The organism is Candidatus Pantoea communis, assembly GCF_011752685.1.
Taxonomy (GTDB): Bacteria; Pseudomonadota; Gammaproteobacteria; order Enterobacterales; family Enterobacteriaceae; genus Pantoea; species Pantoea communis.
Map to the genome: position 1 here is coordinate 257,128 of NZ_VWXC01000003.1, position 19,359 is coordinate 276,486.

21 protein-coding genes are annotated in these 19,359 nt (G+C 53.8%); 12 read left to right on the forward strand and 9 right to left on the reverse strand.

Going from position 1 to position 19,359, the window contains the following annotated elements:
* The first annotated feature begins 23 nt into the window (after nucleotides 1–23).
* From glnH to F3J37_RS07185, 5 genes are all read left to right on the forward strand, one after another.
* Nucleotides 24–776 carry a glutamine ABC transporter substrate-binding protein GlnH gene (gene glnH, locus F3J37_RS07165; RefSeq protein ID WP_034830281.1) on the forward strand — a complete coding sequence of 251 codons (753 nt, stop codon included), beginning with the start codon at nucleotides 24–26 and terminating at the stop codon, nucleotides 774–776.
* A 51-nt stretch (nucleotides 777–827) separates the two neighbouring features.
* Nucleotides 828–1,484 (forward strand): glutamine ABC transporter permease GlnP, encoded by a 657-nt coding sequence (glnP, locus tag F3J37_RS07170; RefSeq protein ID WP_034830279.1) that lies wholly within the window; start codon nucleotides 828–830, stop codon nucleotides 1,482–1,484.
* A 2-nt stretch (nucleotides 1,485–1,486) separates the two neighbouring features.
* A complete protein-coding gene (glnQ, locus tag F3J37_RS07175) occupies nucleotides 1,487–2,209 on the forward strand; it encodes a glutamine ABC transporter ATP-binding protein GlnQ (RefSeq protein WP_034830426.1) in 723 nt (240 codons plus the stop codon).
* Nucleotides 2,210–2,230: 21 nt separating this feature from the next.
* Nucleotides 2,231–3,250, forward strand: a complete 1,020-nt coding sequence (locus tag F3J37_RS07180; RefSeq protein ID WP_166932709.1) for a C45 family autoproteolytic acyltransferase/hydrolase — start codon at nucleotides 2,231–2,233, stop codon at nucleotides 3,248–3,250.
* 195 nt (nucleotides 3,251–3,445) lie between these two features.
* Nucleotides 3,446–4,555 carry a lactonase family protein gene (locus F3J37_RS07185; RefSeq protein WP_166932711.1) on the forward strand — a complete coding sequence of 370 codons (1,110 nt, stop codon included), beginning with the start codon at nucleotides 3,446–3,448 and terminating at the stop codon, nucleotides 4,553–4,555.
* 40 nt (nucleotides 4,556–4,595) lie between these two features.
* Here the strand turns inward: F3J37_RS07185 and F3J37_RS07190 are convergent, their stop codons facing one another.
* The 6 genes from F3J37_RS07190 to nthA all read right to left on the reverse strand — a co-directional run bounded on the left by F3J37_RS07190 (nucleotide 4,596) and on the right by nthA (nucleotide 8,424).
* A complete protein-coding gene (locus F3J37_RS07190) occupies nucleotides 4,596–5,492 on the reverse strand; it encodes an alpha/beta hydrolase (protein WP_166932712.1) in 897 nt (298 codons plus the stop codon).
* Nucleotides 5,493–5,683: 191 nt separating this feature from the next.
* Nucleotides 5,684–6,670, reverse strand: coding sequence for a HoxN/HupN/NixA family nickel/cobalt transporter (locus F3J37_RS07195; protein ID WP_166932714.1), 987 nt, complete (start codon nucleotides 6,668–6,670; stop codon nucleotides 5,684–5,686).
* Between the two features lie 15 nt (nucleotides 6,671–6,685).
* On the reverse strand, nucleotides 6,686–7,153 hold the full coding sequence (locus F3J37_RS07200) for a nitrile hydratase accessory protein (protein ID WP_166932715.1): 468 nt from the start codon (nucleotides 7,151–7,153) through the stop codon (nucleotides 6,686–6,688).
* Nucleotides 7,146–7,514, reverse strand: coding sequence for an SH3-like domain-containing protein (locus F3J37_RS28485; protein WP_166932716.1), 369 nt, complete (start codon nucleotides 7,512–7,514; stop codon nucleotides 7,146–7,148). Before F3J37_RS28485 ends, F3J37_RS07200 begins: the two co-directional genes overlap by 8 nt.
* A gap of 9 nt (nucleotides 7,515–7,523) precedes the next feature.
* On the reverse strand, nucleotides 7,524–7,826 hold the full coding sequence (locus tag F3J37_RS28490; RefSeq protein WP_166932718.1) for an SH3-like domain-containing protein: 303 nt from the start codon (nucleotides 7,824–7,826) through the stop codon (nucleotides 7,524–7,526).
* 13 nt (nucleotides 7,827–7,839) lie between these two features.
* Nucleotides 7,840–8,424: a nitrile hydratase subunit alpha gene (gene nthA / locus F3J37_RS07215; protein ID WP_166932720.1), complete on the reverse strand. Its 585-nt coding sequence runs from the start codon at nucleotides 8,422–8,424 to the stop codon at nucleotides 7,840–7,842.
* Between the two features lie 445 nt (nucleotides 8,425–8,869).
* Between nthA and F3J37_RS07220 the strand changes: the two genes are divergently transcribed.
* The 6 genes from F3J37_RS07220 to F3J37_RS07245 all read left to right on the forward strand — a co-directional run bounded on the left by F3J37_RS07220 (nucleotide 8,870) and on the right by F3J37_RS07245 (nucleotide 14,162).
* The gene (locus F3J37_RS07220) at nucleotides 8,870–10,105 is read left to right on the forward strand and encodes an urea ABC transporter substrate-binding protein (protein WP_166932721.1); all 1,236 of its coding nucleotides are present in this window, start codon (nucleotides 8,870–8,872) and stop codon (nucleotides 10,103–10,105) included.
* Nucleotides 10,106–10,117: 12 nt separating this feature from the next.
* The gene (locus F3J37_RS07225) at nucleotides 10,118–10,987 is read left to right on the forward strand and encodes a branched-chain amino acid ABC transporter permease (RefSeq protein ID WP_166932723.1); all 870 of its coding nucleotides are present in this window, start codon (nucleotides 10,118–10,120) and stop codon (nucleotides 10,985–10,987) included.
* Nucleotides 10,987–12,018 (forward strand): branched-chain amino acid ABC transporter permease, encoded by a 1,032-nt coding sequence (locus F3J37_RS07230; RefSeq protein WP_166932724.1) that lies wholly within the window; start codon nucleotides 10,987–10,989, stop codon nucleotides 12,016–12,018. The genes F3J37_RS07225 and F3J37_RS07230 overlap by 1 nt, the downstream gene beginning before the upstream one ends.
* Nucleotides 12,015–12,746: an ATP-binding cassette domain-containing protein gene (locus F3J37_RS07235; protein WP_166932726.1), complete on the forward strand. Its 732-nt coding sequence runs from the start codon at nucleotides 12,015–12,017 to the stop codon at nucleotides 12,744–12,746. Before F3J37_RS07230 ends, F3J37_RS07235 begins: the two co-directional genes overlap by 4 nt.
* The gene (locus F3J37_RS07240) at nucleotides 12,739–13,443 is read left to right on the forward strand and encodes an ABC transporter ATP-binding protein (protein ID WP_160867158.1); all 705 of its coding nucleotides are present in this window, start codon (nucleotides 12,739–12,741) and stop codon (nucleotides 13,441–13,443) included. The genes F3J37_RS07235 and F3J37_RS07240 overlap by 8 nt, the downstream gene beginning before the upstream one ends.
* A 128-nt stretch (nucleotides 13,444–13,571) precedes the next feature.
* Entirely contained in the window at nucleotides 13,572–14,162 is a 591-nt protein-coding gene (locus F3J37_RS07245) for an ANTAR domain-containing response regulator (protein ID WP_166932728.1), read from the forward strand.
* 12 nt (nucleotides 14,163–14,174) lie between these two features.
* Here the strand turns inward: F3J37_RS07245 and F3J37_RS07250 are convergent, their stop codons facing one another.
* Together F3J37_RS07250 and F3J37_RS07255 are read right to left on the reverse strand one after the other, a co-directional pair.
* A complete protein-coding gene (locus F3J37_RS07250) occupies nucleotides 14,175–15,110 on the reverse strand; it encodes a helix-turn-helix domain-containing protein (protein WP_097118877.1) in 936 nt (311 codons plus the stop codon).
* 117 nt (nucleotides 15,111–15,227) lie between these two features.
* Nucleotides 15,228–16,622: an amidase gene (locus tag F3J37_RS07255; RefSeq protein ID WP_166932729.1), complete on the reverse strand. Its 1,395-nt coding sequence runs from the start codon at nucleotides 16,620–16,622 to the stop codon at nucleotides 15,228–15,230.
* Nucleotides 16,623–16,844: 222 nt separating this feature from the next.
* Here F3J37_RS07255 and F3J37_RS07260 point away from each other — a divergent pair, with 222 nt between their 5' ends.
* A complete protein-coding gene (locus tag F3J37_RS07260; RefSeq protein WP_166932731.1) occupies nucleotides 16,845–18,266 on the forward strand; it encodes a hypothetical protein in 1,422 nt (473 codons plus the stop codon).
* 105 nt (nucleotides 18,267–18,371) lie between these two features.
* Here F3J37_RS07260 and F3J37_RS07265 read toward each other — a convergent pair whose 3' ends face one another.
* A complete protein-coding gene (locus F3J37_RS07265) occupies nucleotides 18,372–19,274 on the reverse strand; it encodes a LysR family transcriptional regulator (RefSeq protein WP_166932733.1) in 903 nt (300 codons plus the stop codon).
* Nucleotides 19,275–19,359: the final 85 nt, after the last annotated feature.

Sequence of the window (19,359 nt, forward strand, 5' to 3'; positions counted from 1 at the left end):
TTTCACTGACGCTGAGGGTTATTATGTCTGCATTATTCTCTAAATTAAAAGTTACGTTAGCATTGGTTGCTTGTTCAGCCAGTTTTGTCGCAGCAGCGCAAGATAAATTAACCGTCGGAGTAGACACCGCATTTGTTCCGTTCGAATTTAAACAAGGTGATAAATACGTCGGCTTTGATATCGATTTATGGGATGCCATTGCGAAGAAAATGCACGTTAGCTACGAATTACGCCCAATGGATTTTGGTGGGTTAATTCCGGGCTTGCAATCGCGTAATCTGGATGTGGCGATGGCGGGCATTACTATTACGGATGCGCGTAAGCAGGTCGTCGATTTCAGTGAAGGATATTACGACGCCGATTTATTGATGGCGGTAAAAAGCTCCGATAATTCCATCACGAAATTTAGCGATTTATCGGGTAAGAAAGTGGGCCTCAAGCAAGGCACCGCCGCTGCCAGCTTTATGAAAAGCAAATATAAAGCGAACTACGTTGAATTTCCGAACATAGATAATGCCTATCTTGATCTGCAAGCGGGCAACCTCGACGCCGTGGTGCATGACTCACCGAACGTGCTCTATTACGTGAAAACGGCAGGCGATGGCAAAGTGAAATCCACCGGTGAAACTGACAGCATTCTGCCACAGCAGTATGGCTTTGCGATGCAGAAGAACAGCAGCTTAACACCTAAGGTGAATGCTGCGTTGCAGGCACTGCGCGCAGATGGCACCTATAACAAAATCTACGTGAAATGGTTTGCTAAGCAGCCAAAATAATCCCGCCAGGCCGGTGAGAATCGGCCTCGTTTCGTTTTTACGGGTTGAAAGATGAATTTCGAAAGTAAATATATTTGGGAGTCCCTGCCACTGCTGTTACAGGGATTACAGTTAACGCTGATTATTTCGCTATCAGGATTGCTGGGTGGTTTTATTATTGGTTTGCTGGCGGGCACCTGTCGTGCATTGGGCGGTAGAATATCAAAAACACTTTCACTGATTTTCGTTGAGTTAATTCGCGGCACGCCGATTATGGTGCAGGTGATGTTCATTTATTTTGCACTGCCGATGGTCATGCCGATCCGTATCGATCCGGTGACGGCTGCGATTGTGACCATTGTGATTAACTCTGGCGCCTATATTGCGGAGATTACGCGCGGTGCGATCCTCTCCATCAATAAAGGTTTTAAAGAAGCCAGTCTGGCAATGGGATTATCACAGCGCAGTACCGTATTACACGTTATTATGCCACTGGCGCTACGTCGTATGATCCCCGCGTTAGGCAATCAGTGGATTATTAGTATTAAAGACACCTCGCTGTTTATTGTGATTGGCGTAGCGGAATTAACTCGTCAAGGGCAAGAGATTATTGCCGGTAACTTCCGCGCACTGGAAGTCTGGACCGCAGTGGCAATGATTTATCTGCTGGTGACGTTGTGCCTGAGTTTCCTGCTGAAGCAACTGGAGAAAAGGATTCATATTTTATGAGCATGGTTGAATTTAGCGCGGTGTCGAAGAGTTTTGGCACCACTCAGGTACTGCATGACATCAATCTAAAGATTGAAGCCGGTGAAGTGGTGGTGATTATCGGGCCATCGGGCTCGGGTAAGTCCACGCTGTTACGCTGCATCAATAAGCTCGAAGAGATCTCCTCCGGTACGCTGTTGGTGGCGGGCATGCACATCACCGATCCACACGCCAATGAGTGCGATATTCGCCGCGAGGCGGGCATGGTGTTTCAGCAATTTCATTTGTTCCCGCACCTCACCGCGTTGGAAAACGTGATGTTTGGTCCGATTCGCGTGCGCAAGCAGAGCAAAGCTGCAGCCCGTGAACAGGCGATGGCACTGTTGGATCGTGTGGGTTTGCGTGAGCGCGCCAATCACTATCCGTCTGAACTCTCTGGCGGCCAGCAGCAGCGAGTGGCGATTGCACGTGCGTTAGCTGTTAAGCCGAAGATGATGCTGTTCGATGAGCCAACCTCAGCTCTCGACCCAGAATTGCGCCACGAAGTTTTGAAAGTGATGCAATCACTGGCTGAAGAGGGCATGACGATGGTGATCGTGACACATGAAATCGGCTTTGCCCGTGATGTGGCCTCACGACTGATCTTTATTGATGGCGGCACCATTGCCGAAGACGGTTCACCTGATATGCTGCTGACGGCCAGCGACAATCCGCGTCTGAAAGAATTCTTGCAACACGTATCCTGAACAGAAGTGAACGATAACAATATGAAAAAAATCGCAATCCATGGTTCCGACTTCGAAATTGGTCAGCAACTGGGTGAATTTGGCCGTGAAGCCTGGCATCAAAAGCTGACGCTCACCGCACTCTGGCAGACAGTGACAGCCATGAAAGACGCCGACCAAACGGTGGCCATGCGCGCGTTGGTCCAGGCGCACTATCCGCTGATCTGGCAGGAGCTGGAAGGGCTGGCCGCAGGATTACAGGCGCCGATTGAGGAGGTTTTTGCCTGGAACTGCCGTGGCGATTTAGTACGTTCAACCTCGGATGGATGTACCACCGTGGCGGGACAGCGTGCTGATGGCGTGTTAACTATCGCGCACAATGAAGATGGTTTTCCTCAATTACGCGATGACTGTGCCATCGTCAGCATCCGTCCGGATAGCGGCATGGCGTTTACCAGCTTTGCTTATCCGGGGTCAATTTGCGGTCATACCGTTGCCGTAAACGAGAAGGGCGTGGTGAACACGGTAAATAATATTCGTGCGCTGTATCGCCCGGAAGGAGTGCCGCGTCAGATTCTGGCCCGCGCCGCGCTGAATGCGACTACGCTGGATGAGGCTATCGCTATTCTGACCACATCACCGCGCGCCGGATCGTTCCACCATACGCTCGGACAGATGGGCGATAGCCGTCTGTTTAGCGTGGAAGCCACGGGTTCGGGTTGCTCCGTAACGCCACTGACCGCAGTGTTCGCCCATGCCAATCACCTGATTCATCCGCAGCTTGATGGCGTGGAACAGGTGATCACTGCCAGCTCCGGATCACGCCAGCAGCGGTTAATTGAGTGGCTGGAGGTGCAAACGCAGCTGGATGGCGATGCAGCAAAAGCGATTCTCTCTGACCAGCATGATGCGGTGCTGCCCATTTATCGCCTTTCGCCGAACGATCCGGATGAAGAGAACACCCTGGCGACAGCGGTATTTACGCTTCATGCCAAACAAGTTGACTGGCAGATATTTACCTTGAATCGTGATGAGTCAGAATTTAAAGGCACGATTTCCTAAAAACTAATCTGCTATATTGTGAACCCGGTCACCCTGGCCGGGCGCTATTCAAATTAATCCCACTATAGTCGTTAAACATTCCGATTATGGTGGGGGACGAAAATGAATAGAAATAAAAAAGCCGCATTCAGCGGTTTAGCATCAAACATAACCATGGCATTATCCTTAGCTGTTTTTTCACTGGCGGGGAGCGCTATGGCAAATGCTGCGGAACATCAACAAATCGCTTTAGTGGGTACCTGGACGTCGATTCCAGATGCCCCATTAGAGCAGAAACCGGATCATCCTGGCGAAGGTTTATATCGCCTCAAGGTGAATGCGGATGGCACTTTAACACCACTTGATGTGATCAAAATGAAAAGCCCGTCATGGATTGTAAAATCCCAGGATTGCCGCTTTGCCTATACCACCAATGAAGAAAACGCCGGGGCCGTTACCGCACTGTCCATTGATAAAAGCGGTCAGGTGAAAGTGCTAAATGCGGTGGATAGCCATGGGCAACAGCCGACGCACGCCACCATCAGCCCGGACGGTAAGTTCCTGTTTGTTGCTAACTACTCGGTGGCGAAAGGCGGCGCGGGCGTCTCGGTGTTCCCGATTCATCATGACGGTAAACTGGGTGAGCAGGTGCAGCACTTTGCTTTCGACCACGGCACGGGCGCGGTGAAAGGGCGTCAGGATGGCGGTCACGCACACTCGACCACCTTTACCCACGACGGTAAATATCTGTACGCTGCCGATCTCGGCGGTGACAAGCTCCATGCCTATCGTTATCACGCCAATAAGGCTGAGCCTCTGGAAGCGGATACCGCGCATGACGTGACCTTTACCGCCGGTTCTGGCCCGCGTCATATGGTGTTCTCACCAGATGGCAAACATGCCTACGTCACCACCGAAATGGCTGGTGAGATCGCGGTATTTACAGTGAAAGACGATCACCTGGATCGCAGCAATACCGTGAAGCTGAACACTGAAAATAACAGTGCTGAATACCGTAGCGGCGGCGGAATTATTCTCAGTCCGAACGGTAAATATGTGATTGCAGCGAATCGTGGTTCAGATAATAAGCTGTTGGTGTTTAAAATTGAGGCGGATGGCCAGTTAGGCAAGCCGGTCAGTTATAAAGCCAACGGCATTGAACCTCGGGCGTTCTCATTTGATGGCAGTGGAAAATATCTCTATGTCACTAACGTGTTCACCAACAATATTTCCCTGTTCCATTTCGATGAAAAGAGCGGTGAGCTGAAAGCAGCGGGCGATGCAGCAAAAATATCCACGCCCACTGATATAAAGTTCTTTAATTAAGCCGTTCGGTGGGCGCATTTTTTGCGCCTACTTCTCCTCGCTATTTTGCCTGTGACATTTCCAGCAGCGCCTCTTCCATTGATGCACCAAACATTTGTCCGTGGGACAGTCCCGGATAAAGTTGATAGCGTGCGGCTGTGCCGTTCTCTGCCATACCTTCGATAGTGGTGCGCACCGCGCGCAATACTTCAGGTTCCGCCGTGTTGCTATCGCTGCGGCGATCGCCATTGCCTTCCATCAAAGTGATCTGCCTATTACTGGCTTTGCGGGTCTGCATCTCACTCAACAGAGAGTTAAATCCCTGGCCGACCGATGGACTGGCAGCGAAATAGCGCGTAAACAGCTGAGAGGAGAGATAGCTGTCGAGTACAAACAATCCGCCGTAAGAGTGGCCCCACAGCGCGCGTTGTTGATGATCGACATGCACACCTTTCTCCGCTGCGGGCAAAATACGTTGCTCTAGCAAGGTGCGGAATGCGCTGCTGCCGCCGCCCTTGCGACCGCGACTAAAAGTGTATCCTGCATCGCCATGCTCTTTGTCAGGCGGGGTGTAATCGTAAGTTCGCGCGTTTACCTCAAACGGCAAAGTGGTTTGATACCCGACCACCACCAGAACCGGAGGGTTGCCTGCCGAGAGTTTTTGCAGCAGCGGATCGGTCAGCCTGTCCATTACCGCATTGCCATCCAGCATCGTGATCAACGTGTAGCCAGATGGCGGAGGCGCTTTATCTGGCACCGCAGTCCAAACTTTGTAATGCCGCTGGCCATCAGCCGAGTCATATTCACTGATGGAGAAGTGGTAATAAGCGGAGCCTTTGTCGGCGATATTCGGGCCGAGTGGCGTCATATTCGGGCGTGCAAAAACGCTGGTGGTGACACTGCTGAGCAACAACAGCAGGCCAATGGGACGGTTTATTGCTGAAAATCTATAAAGCATTGAAATCCTTGCTCTATTGGTTATTGGTACATATCACCTTGCACCATAATGAGAATGATTCTTGATTTCAATTCTTTTTACTGATGGCAGCCTGTTTCAGAAAAGGCTTTTTTGACAGGATGTTGAACCTGACAGGGGGGTCTAACACAAGCTGATGCCAGAAACAGGGCGGCACAAAGCCGCCATTGTACTTACAGCGCCCGACGCTTAGCCCGCTGTGAAAACAGCAGCCATACACCAATGGACGTTACAATCAGCACCCAGCCCATCTGACTGATGATTGCTTCCATCACGCCATCCAGCGCCGGGGAGAGCAGCGTGTTGAGTTGTAACACCGTCGACACTTCGTAACAGCCAATCGCGAAGGCCACCACAATTGAGAGTGATGAAATGGCGAGGGTGTAATTGAGGCTGCGCAACGGATCGAATTGCGACCAGCGATACAGTTTCAACATCATGACGCCATCTGTGGTATCGATCAGCATCATGCCGGCAGTGAATAAAAGCGGCATCAACATGATGTGCAGCATCGCTTCGCCACCCGCTGCGTGGTTGGCGGACATACCGAAAATCGCCACTTCGGTTGCGGTATCAAAGCCAATGCCGAACAGGAAACCGATCAGGAACAGATGATGGCTTTTGCTCACCATGCGAAACAGTGGCGCGCATAGCCGGGTGAGCACGCCGTGGTGATGGCTCTTCTGCGGGACCCGCGTTGCATCGCCACGCAGCAACCGCTGACGTTGGCGAAAACATTGCCACAAAGTGCGGGAGTTAGCCCAGGCGAGTAGCAGCAGAAAAGCACCGGAGATCAGTGTGCTGATCATGCCGCCAATCTCTTTCACGCCGGGGAACATCTGCTGCAAAGGTTGCGTGGTCAAAGCGAATATCAGGCAGGCGATCAGCACCACCGAAGCGTGGCCGAGTGAGAACCACATACCTGCGGTAAACGGGCTCTTGCCCTCATTACTCAACTTGCGCGTGGCATTATCAATGGCGGCGATATGATCGGCATCGACGGCGTGGCGCAAACCAAACAGATAGGCCAACAGCGCGACACTCAGCGCGGCCGGTGAATGCTGAAACGTCACCAACGCCGTACCGATGACCAGCAAATTAAACAGCATGGCGCCACCCATCACCGCCGCGCCTTTTTGCCTATGACTCAGCACCTTCATAAATGCTCCTGAGAATTACCCGACGGCGGCAAAGACGCGCAGCGGCTGGATCAGCGGCTGCGCGGCGTGATGGTCGTGATGATGATGATGATGATGGTGGTGATGGTCATGATCATGCGGGTGGTCGGGCGGGCAGCTGGCGGCAGCGAGATCCACCGGGCTGCCGTGTGGCGTGTTAAGGAACGCCTGGCGCCACTGCTCTTCACGAATCAGCAATTCTGACATCGGAATCAATTGATGTTGTGACAGGATCTTTTCCAGACAGCTCAGCCATTGCCGATAATAGGCGGTATGGGCGCTTTCATCGCTGCGCTGCGGGAAGTCGCGGATCTCCTGGGCAAATTGTTCCACCCATTGTGGCCAGCTAAAATAGCCGCGTTGTGACAGGGCCACCGCGATGACAAACGCATCGGCTTCCCAGGGTTGTGCAAAGGTGGGATCGGCTTCGTTCACCTGAGCAATAATCGCGTTTAACTCATCCATGCGCAGCATCCTCACATCTGCCCTGAATATAGTCGGACCAGACGCTCAGGTGGACGCTGAAATTCTCGTTATTCTCTCCCCACAACTCGGCGGCACTGAATTTCACCAGGTAGACGTACTGCGGTTTCTCCTGTTGCTCTGCGACCAGCGCATCGGGAAATACGCAGGCGCCGTAGTTGGCAACAATCACGCCCTTTTTACCCCGCGCATAGCGCGGCAGGCGTGTATGACTCAGCGGATTTAAATTGTGCGTAGTAATAGTGTCACCCGGTTGATATTCCGGTGCGATCTCAACATCACGATGGTAATTGGGCGGTGTAGTAATTAAATCCAGGTAGACCTGCGGCGAATAAGTATTCATGTTGTATCCTCAGGCGGAGAGTTCGGTAAGACGCTGCTGTAACTCTTGTTCAGTGAATACGCCGGCTTTACACATCAACTGCTCAATGGCAAATAACCAGTGCTCGTAATAACTGGATTGCAGATACTCTGTTACGGACATTTTCTCAATTTCATAACGGAAGTCATCCAGCACGATCTTTCCGCTCATAAAGAACACCAGCGTGGTGGCGAAAATATCTTTTTCCCATTGGCTGTGAAAATGAGGTTCATCGACTTCAATCTCGATTGGACCTAAATTATGCATGCCGCCGCAATCGTGGATATTATTCATGGTGTTTCTCCGCTTAAAGCGTGCGTGTGCCGATCATGGAGTCGCGTGTGACCAATGCGGCCAACTCGCTCTCACTCTTGTTTTCACTGTCAGCAGGGGGCTGAGGCAGCACGAAATAACGGATTTCGGCATTGCTGTCCCATACGCGAATCTCCTTATTGGCCGGGATTGCAGTGCCAAATTCAGCTAATACGCCACGGGGATCGATCACCACACGTGAACGATAGGGTGTCGATTTAAACCAGATGGGCGGCAAGCCCAGCACCGGCCACGGATAGCAAGAGCAAAGCGTGCACACCACTACGTTGTGCACGCTGTCGGTATTCTCCAGCACGTGAAGGGTAGCGGCTTCAAAGCCGGAGAAGCCGAGTTCATTCACCGCCTCGCGGCCATTTTCCAGTAAGCGGGCCTTGAAGGCGGGATCGCACCAGGCTTTTGCCACCACCTGCGCACCATTACGTGGGCCGACCTTGGTTTCGAAATAATCCACGATGGTGTCAGTGACCTCCTGACTCAGAAATCCCTTTTCTGCCAACAGGGATTGGATAGCACGGATCTTTAACGCGGCATCCGAAGGTAATACCGAAGGGTCCGACATAATGTCTCCTCCAAAGATTTTTACTGATGAGATGAATGAGTGTGTGAGAGACGTTAACGCTTCTGGTAATTACATCTTTGTTAATGCTGCCATTCGCTGTGTTTGAGCGGACAGCGCAGTGTTAAAAGATTTAATTGCACCGCGCTGGTGCTTATTGCTTTAATTAAGTGCAGTAAAGTGGGGTGGTTTGAATTAATTAAAGCTGGATGTAATTAAATGCAGTAATACTTCTCGTTGTCGTCGCTTCTTCTGGCAGGGAATAAGATTAATTTAAGCGGTTGGCCAGGTTTTGGCCCGCTTATTGCTAATCTAAAAAACGTGCCCCAATGTTGTGGCCCTTTTCTCGCATTAATGCAGACAGCGCTGTCTGTGTATCCGCTTATCTCTTCCGGTTCCCGGAATACTTCATCTCTATTTATTCCAATAACTTCATTGCGAGGGTGCTATGGCTATTAGTCGTCGTTCATTTATTCAGGGGTCTGCCGTATCCGCATTGGGTCTGGCTGCAGGGGTTGCACCGAAATTCACCTTAGCCGCTGACAGCAAAGACGCCATTAAAGTGGCGAGCATTCTCGACCTGTCAGGCGGGCTGGATATTTATGGCAAGCCGATGTCCAACGCCATCAATTTAGCTGCAGATGAGATCAACGCAGCAGGGGGATTATTGGGCCGACCGCTGCAAATCATCAATTACGACGCGCAATCCAATATGCAACTCTACGCGCAATACGCCCAGCAGGCCGCGCTGAAAGACAAAGTGGCGGTGGTGCACGGCGGCATCACGTCTGCGTCGCGCGAGGTGATTCGTCCGGTATTGGATCGTTTCCGCTCACTCTATTTCTATCCTGCGCAGTACGAAGGTGGCGTCTGCGATCGCAACTACTTCTCTTCAGGCTCAACGCCCGCACAAACCGTGGAGAAACTGGTGCCGTACGCCATGAAGAAGTGGGGCAAGAAAGTCTATGTGCTGGCGGCTGATTACAACTACGGCCAGATTGTTTCGTCATGGGTGAAGAAGTCGGTGCGTGACAACGGCGGTGAAGTGATGACGGTGGAGTTCTTCCCGCTGGATGTCACGGACTTCGGTGCCGCCATTTCAAAAATCCAGAGCGCTAAACCCGACATGGTGTGGTCAGCGCTGGTGGGCGGGGCGCACATCTCCTTCTACCGCCAATGGCATGCGGCAGGCATGAGCGGCAAGATTCCCATCGCTTCTACCGTATTCGGCGGCGGTAATGAACACATCATTCTGTCGCCGGAAGAGAGCAACGGCATTCTGGTGGCGGCGAACTACATGCAGGAAATTCCGTCTGCCGAGAACAAAGCGTTTGTCGATAAATTCCATGCTCGTTACGGCGAAATGTACATCAGCGATCTGGCGATGGGCGCGTATCAGGGCATGTTGATTTGGGCCGAAGGGGTGCGCAAGGCAGGCGACATCGACCGCATGAAAGTGATTGAAGCGCTGGAGTCGGGCGTTACGCTGACCTCGCCAAGCGGTCAGCTGAGTGTCGATCCCACCACGCATCACTGTTCGCTGGACGTACACATTGCCGAGGTGGAGAACCATCAGATGAAAATTCTGGAAACCTTCACCAACCAGGCACCGGTTGATACCGCCATGGTGTGCGACCTGAAGAAAAATCCACGTGATACCAAACAGTATCAGATTGAGCTGTAACGGGAGGCGCTAATGGATCTGTCGGTTATCTATGGCATCGAAGTGCTGAATGCCATCGCGGTGCTGGTGATCATGAGTCTGGGGCTGGCGGTGGTGTTTGGCATGATGAAAATCGTCAATATGTCGCACGGCGAATTTATGATGCTGGGCGGCTACAGCGCCATTATGGCCACTAACCACTTTGGCGTGCCGATCTGGATCTCCATGCTGGTGGTTGCGCCGATTTGTGTTGGCGTGTTTGGCATGGTGATTGAACGCGTCATTATTCGTCATCTGTACGGCAGGATGATCGACACCATGCTGGCCACCTGGGGATTGAGTCTGGCGTTGATCGGTGCCGCGACCATGCTGTTTGGCAACACCACGCTGGGCATCAGCTCGCCGCTGCCCAGCGTGAATGTGGGAAGTTACAGCACCAGCGGCTATTCGCTGTTTATGATTGTGTTTGCGCTGTGTCTGGTGGCGGCATTGTGGCTGTTGCTGCGCTTCACCACATTGGGATTGTGCGCACGTGCCACCATGCAGAATGCGCGCATGGCGGCGGCGCTAGGCAGCAATCCCGGTAAAATCTACAGCCTGACCTTCGGTCTGGGAGCCGCGCTCTCCGGATTGGGTGGCGCGCTGCTGGCACCGATCACCGGCGTGATACCGACCATCGGCGTTAGCTTTATTGCCAAAGCCTTTATCACGGTAATCGGCGGGGGCAGCGCCATCATCGCTGGCACGCTGACCTCTTCCACGCTGTTTGGAACCATTTCGCAACTGGTGACCTATCTCTCCACGCCGGTGTTTGGTGCGGTGGCGCTGCTGTTGAGTGCCATTGTGCTGCTGCGACTGCTGCCGCAGGGTATCACCGGGCGCTTCTTCAGGAGATCGCTGTAATGAAACTGTTTTCGGAAAAAGTGCGCATTGTGCTCAGTGCCCTGATGCTGATCCTGCTGGCGTTTTGGCTCGCTGGTGCGATTGAGCTGTACACCTTGCTCTCCATTACGGTGTTTTTAGTGATGGGACTGTTGTCACTCAGCCTGGCGTTTATCTGGGGCTACGGCGGCATCCTCTGTTTTGGTCAGGCGGCATTTTTTGGACTGGGGGCCTATACCTACGCCATTTGCGCCATTAACTGGGGGGATTCCACCTGGGCGGTGGTGATGGCGATTCTCCTGCCCACGCTGTTCTCTCTGCTTCTCGGTTACGTGATCTTCTACGGCGGTGTCAGTGATGTGTACCTCGGCGCGATCACGTTAGCCGTGAGCCTGGTGCTGTTTAACTGGGTAAACTCCACCTCGGGCAGTGAATACCATATCGGCGAAGCGCTGCTGGGTGGGTTCAATGGTATTCCGTCAGTGCCGACACTCAACATGCCATTCCAGCCAGATGCCATTTTGTCACCGGAGGCGATCTTTATGGTGACCGCCGGTGCGTTGGCGCTCTGCTATGCGCTGCTGAAGTTTGTGCTGCTCAGCCGCTTTGGCAAAACGGTGGTGGCCATTCGGGAAAACGAAAAGCGCGCAGGACTGCTCGGCTACAACGTGCCGGCACATAAGCTCGTCACCTTTGCCATTGGCGCGGCGATTGCCGGGTTAGCGGGATGCCTGTACGTCAACTGGGGTGCCTTTGTCAGCCCCGGGGTGTTTAGTATCAGTCAGTCGGCACAGATCATCATTTGGGTGATTGTCGGGGGGCGCGGCACGTTGATCGGTCCGGTGATCAGCTGTGTGCTGTTGCAGTGGATGGTGACGCGGCTGGGCGCGCAGCAAACGGTGGATGTCAATCTGGTGCTCGGCGTGATTCTGGCAGTGTTTGTGCTGCTGATCCCCGGAGGCATTTTACCGACCTTACAACGGCTGTGGCGACGCAAGCGTCCGAACACGCTGCCTGCAACCCGCACATCGGTGAGTGAGGTGAAACCATGACGGCAACAGTCCTGTTGGAAACCCGCAAAATGGGCGTCAGTTTTGGTGGTGTGCATGCGGTGAAGGAGGTGGATTTCACCCTGCATGAAGGGGAGCTTCGCTGCCTGATCGGCCCGAACGGCGCGGGGAAAAGCACCTTTTTCAAAATGCTCAGCGGTCAGGTAACGCCCACGCGCGGTGAGTGCCGCTACCGCAATCAAGTGATCTCCGGCAAACGCCCGTGGGATATTGCCCGGTTGGGTATCGGCATCAAAACTCAGGTGCCGAGCGTCTTTGAAGGGTTGAGTGTTCGGGAGAATCTGTGGCAGGCGGCAGCCAATAAGCTGGCGAAAGCGGCTCTGTCCTCCGCAATTGATCAGGTGTTGCACGATATCGGACTGGAAGATCATCAGGATGCCGTGCTCTCGGAGTTGGCGCACGGGCAGCGACAGTGGGTGGAGTTAGGGATGATCCTGATTTCTCGTCCGCAACTGGTGTTGCTGGATGAACCCGCCGCAGGCATGACGCATCAGGAAGTGCGCAAAACCGCCCAGCTGATTAAAGCGATCAATCAACAGAGCACCGTGGTGGTGGTGGAGCACGATATGGAGTTCATCAGCATGATCGCGCAGCAGGTCACGGTGTTTAATCAGGGCGCGGTGCTGGCGGAGGGGACTTTCCGCGAGGTGACGCAGAATCCTCTGGTGAAAGAGGCGTATCTCGGCAATCTGGAGATTAAACATGCTTGAAATAAAAGAGATGGTCTCGGGCTACAACAAAATTCCGGTCCTGCACTTATCCGAGCTGTTTGTCGGGGCGAAATCCTTCACCGGTGTGTTAGGACGCAACGGCATGGGAAAAACCACGCTGCTGCGCACCATCATGGGAGAGCTGCCCGCCTGGCAGGGAACTATCGCGCTCAACGGCATTGATATCACCCGCTATCAGGCCCACCAACGGGCGGCGGCGGGCATCGGTTTTGTGCCGCAAGGGCGGCAAATCTTCCCGCTGCTGACGGTGGAAGAGAACCTGCGCATGGGCTGCGTGAAGCACTTTTCGCGTGCGGGTCAGATCATCGAGCAGATGCTGGAGATTTTCCCGCGCCTGAAACGTTTACTGGCTCAACCGGGCGGGGCGCTCTCGGGCGGCGAGCAGCAACTGCTGGCGTTGGCGCGCTGTCTCTGCGGGCAGCCACAGCTGGTGTTGCTGGATGAACCAACCGAAGGCATTCAACCGAATATCTGTGAGGAGATCATCGAGACGCTGCAGCGGCTGAGGCATGAAATGGATATCTCGATCATTCTGGTAGAGCAGGATATTGAGTTTCTGTATGCGTTATCGGATCGGATCCATGTGATTGAAAAAGGGCAGATTGTGCAGCAGATTGATCCGCGCGCCCAGCCGAGTGCCAGTGTGGCGGAGCAGTTTTTAGGGTTTCACGCCTAAATCGGTCAAGCGGGACGGGGTGCATGCCCTGTCTCGCCTGACACAGCACCCGGCAGCAGCAACACAGCATCGATTGCCTGACTCCTCTAACGTGATGCTTCGAACTTCAGAATGCACACGGGTGAAACATGAATGAGCCATCTTTGCTGAAAACGCTTGCGGGTGTGCGGTTGCATATTTTCCATCCTGATTCGCAAAGCGTGCGGGCTTTTTGTGCCTCGTTGACGCAAATCGGTTGTCACGCACAACACAGCTGGCCGCCTGTCGCCGAACGTCCGGCTGACGCGCAACTGCTGTTGGTGGCGATTGAAAATCACCACGAGGCGGTATTAACGCCGCTGTTTCGTTCATTGCAACAGCATCACACACCGGTGATTGCCCTGGCGAACTGCCACGATGCGCGCTTGTTTCCGCTGCTAATGAAACTGCAACCCGCTGCCATCGCCGAGCGAGAACTAAACCCCGTTGCCTTGATTGTGCAGATCATCGGCACCTGGCAATCCGCCCAGCAGAATGCCCAGTTGCGGGGTGAACTGCAGGCTCGCCAACAGCGTAAACTGAGGAATGAGCGACTGGCGCAGGCTAAAGGCGTGTTGATGCAGACTTTCGGTCTGGATGAGTCGGGGGCATATCGCTTTATGCGTACCGAAGCGATGAACACGCGCAGCAGCCTGGAATTTACTGCTGAGCGTGTGATCAGTCAGTTGCAGAAAGGGTAAAACAAAACGCCGTTACGCCTCGGTTTGTCTCAGCAGACTGCTCGGGGTGTAACCAAAGGCTTTGCGGAAGGCGAGACTGAAATGCGACATATCGCTAAAGCCGTGATCCAGCGCCACCTGCGTGATGTTGCGCGCTTTACCTTCGGCTAGCGCCTTGCGACACGCCAGCAGGCGCTCCTGCCAGACAAAATTCATCGGCGTGGTGCCGTGTGCAGCAAACACGCGGCTGATGGTGCGCGGTGAAACATGATGGGCATTGGCAATTTGCGCCATAGTTAGGTCCGCTTCCTGCAGATTTTGCCGTAAATAACTCACCACCCGCGAGTAAAGATCCGGTTTTAGTGCGTCATCGCCTTTCTGCAAATTGACACTCACTGAGATCATATTGATCAACGTATTGGCGAACTGTTCCGCGAGAAAGGTGTTCTCACTCTCCGCGTTAAAGACAAACGCCTCTTCCAGTAGTTGCTTGAGTGAGGTCATTCCGGGACGACTAAGATCCAGCGTTTTCCCCGCGAGCCGGGCAATCGCTGGCGCCTCTTTTTCAATCATCTGGCGCGGCAAATGCACAATGTTGATGGCCACGTTATCCATGGCGAAATCAAAGGGCGTTGCGGCATCGTAAATCACCACATCCCCTGCGCTCACCCGTGACTGGTTATCGTTTTGCCGCAATGTCCCGATGCCGGAACGAACGTAGCCGAGATAAAAATCATGATTAGGATGGCGGCGAATGCACTCGGTAGTGCGTTGCCACACCAGCGCGGTTTGTGACACATGGTGTGCGATATCGACATGGCCCAGCATGGAATAACCAAAGCTGCCGGAAAAAGTACCGGCATTAACCTGACGCGCCTCGGCATTAATCAAGCGCGAACAGACGGCATCGCGCCAGGCATCAAAGCGGTGGCGATTATCTAAGTGATCCGTGGTGAACGTTTCTTTCATGGCAACATCCCCTAAACCTGGCGAAAAGGGTGAAATCACAACAAACCAAGCAAGTTTCAGGCCATATCGACACGAAAAGGCCGCACCCGAAATGCAGTGCGGCCAAAATAAGCAGCTTTAGATAGCAGGATGTTTTTTATGCCATTCAGTGACTTGCTGATAAGCCCAGGCGCCCTGAATCATTGCGGTTTCATCGAAATGGGCGGCGACTAACTGGAAACCAATGGGTGCACCGGCGGAAGTCATGCCACATGGCAGGGTGATGGTCGGATGCCCGCTCGCGTCAAATGCACTGGTATAGCGCAATACGCCGTTAAAAAGTGCCTGATCGGTACCAAAACGGGTCATGGTGTCCCAGGTTAATCCGGCATAAGCGGTGGCGGGTGCCAGAATCAAATCCACTTTGCTGAACAGAGCTGAGATATCGCCACGCAGTGCAGCACGGCTTAGCAGCAGGCGCTGATACTCCAATGCGGTGACCTGATGGCCAAGATCCAGCAGACCAGATAATCCTGGACCATATTGATCTTTCTGCGCTGGATAGGTCTCTTCATGCGCCAGGGCGGTTTCCACTGCACAAAGCGCACTCCACTCGGCGGCGGCTTTTTCCGTGTCTGGCACAGTGATGTCCACGAAGGTGGCACCCAGCGATGTCAGGGTAGCTATCGCCGATTCCAGCGCGGCACGGGTTTCCGCATCCACCTTTTCCAACGCCCAGCCCGCATCTAATCCGATGCGCATTTTACTGACTCCGCGCGTCATCAAGGCCAGATAGTCAGGCACCGGCTCGCTACTGGAGGTCGGATCTTTATCATCACGCCCGGCGATAGCCTGCAACATGGCCGCCGCATCGGCGGCTGATCGTGCCATTGGCCCAATATGGTCAAGCGAGGCAGCCAGCTCACAGGCACCGTGGCGCGTGACGCGACCCCAGGTCGGTTTGATGCCGGTCAAGCCGTTGGCGTTGGAAGGAAAACGAATAGAACCACCGGTATCCGTTCCGATCGAGCCAAAGCACAGGCCAGCGGCGGTTGCCACGCCAGAACCGCTGGAGGAGACACCGGTCCAGAGGGCGCTGCCCCAGGGGTTATTAGGGCGGGTGATGTCCGGATGGTGATCGGCAAAGGCGCTTTCAGTTTGCGTCAGCTTGCCGAGGATCACCGCACCGGCAGCGCGGAAACGATCAACCACCGTGGAGTCTTCCGCCGGATAGTGATCCTTGTGGATGATCATGCCGTGGCTGGTGGGCGCATCTTTGGTCCAGATCAGATCTTTTAGGGCAATCGGCACACCGTGCAGCGGGCCACGCAGTTTACCTGCGGCGATTTCCTGATCCGCCTCTGCCGCCTGTTTTAATGCACTGTCGCGCATCACGTAGAAATAACTGTGCAGATCGCTATCCAGTGTGTCGATGCGCGTTAATAGTGATTCAGTGACCGCTACCGAGGTGATGTCGCCAGACTGAATCAGGCGTCCAATTTCCAGCAAGCTTTTGTAATGCAGATTATTCATCGCGACCTTACCTCTGTTGAAGGGGGCTACCTGTGCGGTAGACAATGTGTTGATCAATAACGTAAATCAGACGCGCGGGTTCGGCTGTGTTTAGGCAGACAGATGCTGTGCCAGAAGTGCCAGCGGCCTAACAGGAGCTGGCGTTAACCGGAGGGGAATGTTAAAGCATGGCGATATGATGCCGATAACCTTCAGGAATAGTTCACAAGAAGGATTATTTTGATGCTAAATGGGATTGGCAACAGCGTTCTACGCAACCTGATTTCTGCGGGTTCAAGCGTAAATACCACCGCAAACAGCAAGGCAGCACAAAGCCACTTACAGGCTGAAGCGTCCACCAAAGTGACCTTCAGTGAAGCAAGCGAGGCCATTGCCGACATCTATAAAATTGTGCCAGCACAGGTAAAGAGTAGCGGCACGATCAGCAGCAATTTACAGGCGCAACTCAACGCGGCAGCGCAGTCTGGCGGCGTTGGTATGAACGCTATCGGCACTAGTTTGCTCAAGGGCCTGGTGCAGAGTGGTGACAATGTCACGTTAAGCGTGCCCGCAACCTCATCAGCCAACGGCACCAGCAACAGTCAGAGCGCGGTGGCGCTCACTATGACCACACAATCGGGGATTGAAGTGAGTCTGCAAATGACACGCCAGCAGGGTGGACTGGTGGTGGAGCTGAATACCAGCGGGGGTAAACTCAACCGTGATGAAGCCGCAGCCATCAGTCAGCTCTCCGACGGTTTGCAAAAAGCGCTGGACGGTTTGGACGCAGGGACCACGCAGCTAGATATCAGCGACTTGATGAAGTTTGATATCTCGCAGCTGAAAAGTGTCGATTTGAAGACCGATCTGCGTAATGGCGACAATGTGACGCAGTCCCTCAACCTTCACGCAGATGATAAAGAGCGCTGGCTCGGTTTTCACAACGGGGATGTCAGTATCAAACTCGATACTGATGTGTCAAAGCTGACTCAGGCAGGCAGCGCCGAACAGCAGGCCGCCGCACTCGAACAGTGGTCTGCCAAAATGGATCAGGCCGTAACGCGTGGGCACGGCGATCGCGACATGCTGAATCTCTTCAAAGCCAGCTTCCGGGCGCTGAATACCACGCAAGGACAGGCAAGCCACAGCGTCAACACCCAGCGAGTGATCTCCATTGATGCTAATGCCGCTAAAAACGGTGCCATCAGCGGATTGGCCGATTTTTCCGCCAGTTATCAGCAGACGCCACGTTCTGATAATCCTTATAAACCGGAGGAACAGGACACTTTCTCTTTGGACGTCGCGCAGCAAACCCGCTCGCAGCAACACACTGATAGCCAGGATTTGACACAGGATACGCTGTTCAAACTCAAAGCCAGTTTCCACACCGCGCTGGATTCTGACGGGGCAGCGAAACTGACGGCACTTAAGTCATCGCAAAATTACCGCTATCATCTGATTGATGATGAAGAGCGCAGCCAGACCGTGGTTTCGCAGAACAAAAAAGGTGAGCTGGCTGCGCAGACCACGCAGCAACTCACTCAGCATGAGACAGTGAAAAGCTATCAGCAAGCCAAGCTTATCGATAGCGTGGAGATCCCGCACAGCGAGAAAAAAGTCTCTTCTCAGAATTACGCCCGCGCACTGTTTGACCCCGAAAATTAATCAGGATCCCCTGTGCGATCCTGATACGGGGACACTGGCCCGCTGAAAACCTGCACGTCATTATGGTTGCGCTCGCGGTAGCAGGCGGCCTTCAGGCCGCCCACTTCAGCGAATCTGTAATTCCTTCAGCGCGGTCAATAGCGCATCGACTTTCGGCAACAGCTGCTTGCGGCGCGGCCATATCAGCGTCAAAGCCAATCCATCGGGCTGTTGCTCCGGCAAGATGATCTCCAGTTCACCGCGCGCCAGTGGCTCGCGCACCAGCCAGGATGGCATCTGCGCCACGCCTAATCCGCCACACAGCGCCTGGACTTGCGCATCCACGTCACCCAGCGCCATCCGGTGTGGCACATTGCGCCAGTGCGGGTGACCATCTGAAGTGGTAAACAGCCATGGCTTGCTGCTGCCATCCACACGTTCATACATAATCGCCTGATGCTGCAGCAACTCGCTTTCGTTACGAGGGCGACCCGCGCGGGCTAAATATTCCGGCGCCGCGCAAAACACCATACGCTCGCGACCCATCTGACGGCAGCCAAGCGAGGCCGGTACGTCCGGCGATCCGCCAATGCGTACTGCGACATCGATCCCCTCATCAAACAGATCGATAAAACGATCCGAGAAGGTGAGATTGAGTTCCAGCTCGGGATGTTGCTGACAAAACGGAATCAGCACCGGCATGACGCTAAGGCGGCCATAGGTATTCGGCACCGCCACGCGCAATCGCCTTGAGGGAATGCTGCGCTGTGCTGCCAGTACCGCTTCGGCTTCGGCCAGCTCCTCCATGATGCGCAGGCAGGTTTGGTAGTAGGCGTTGCCTGCATCGGTGAGCTTCAGACTGCGCGTGGTGCGCTCCAGCAAACGTGAACCAAGACGAGTCTCCAGCCGTGTGACGCTTTTACTGACTGCGGAACCGGTCAGGTGCAAACGTTCCGCCGCCGCTGCGAAACTGCCACTCTCAACACTGGCTACAAAGGGAACAATGTCTTTAAGGCGTTGATCGTGCATCTATTCGTGAATCCAGGTTGTGAATGATGTGAATTAAAGCCAGAGATAGGAATTGAATTCTCTATTAGGCTAATGATTACCGAAA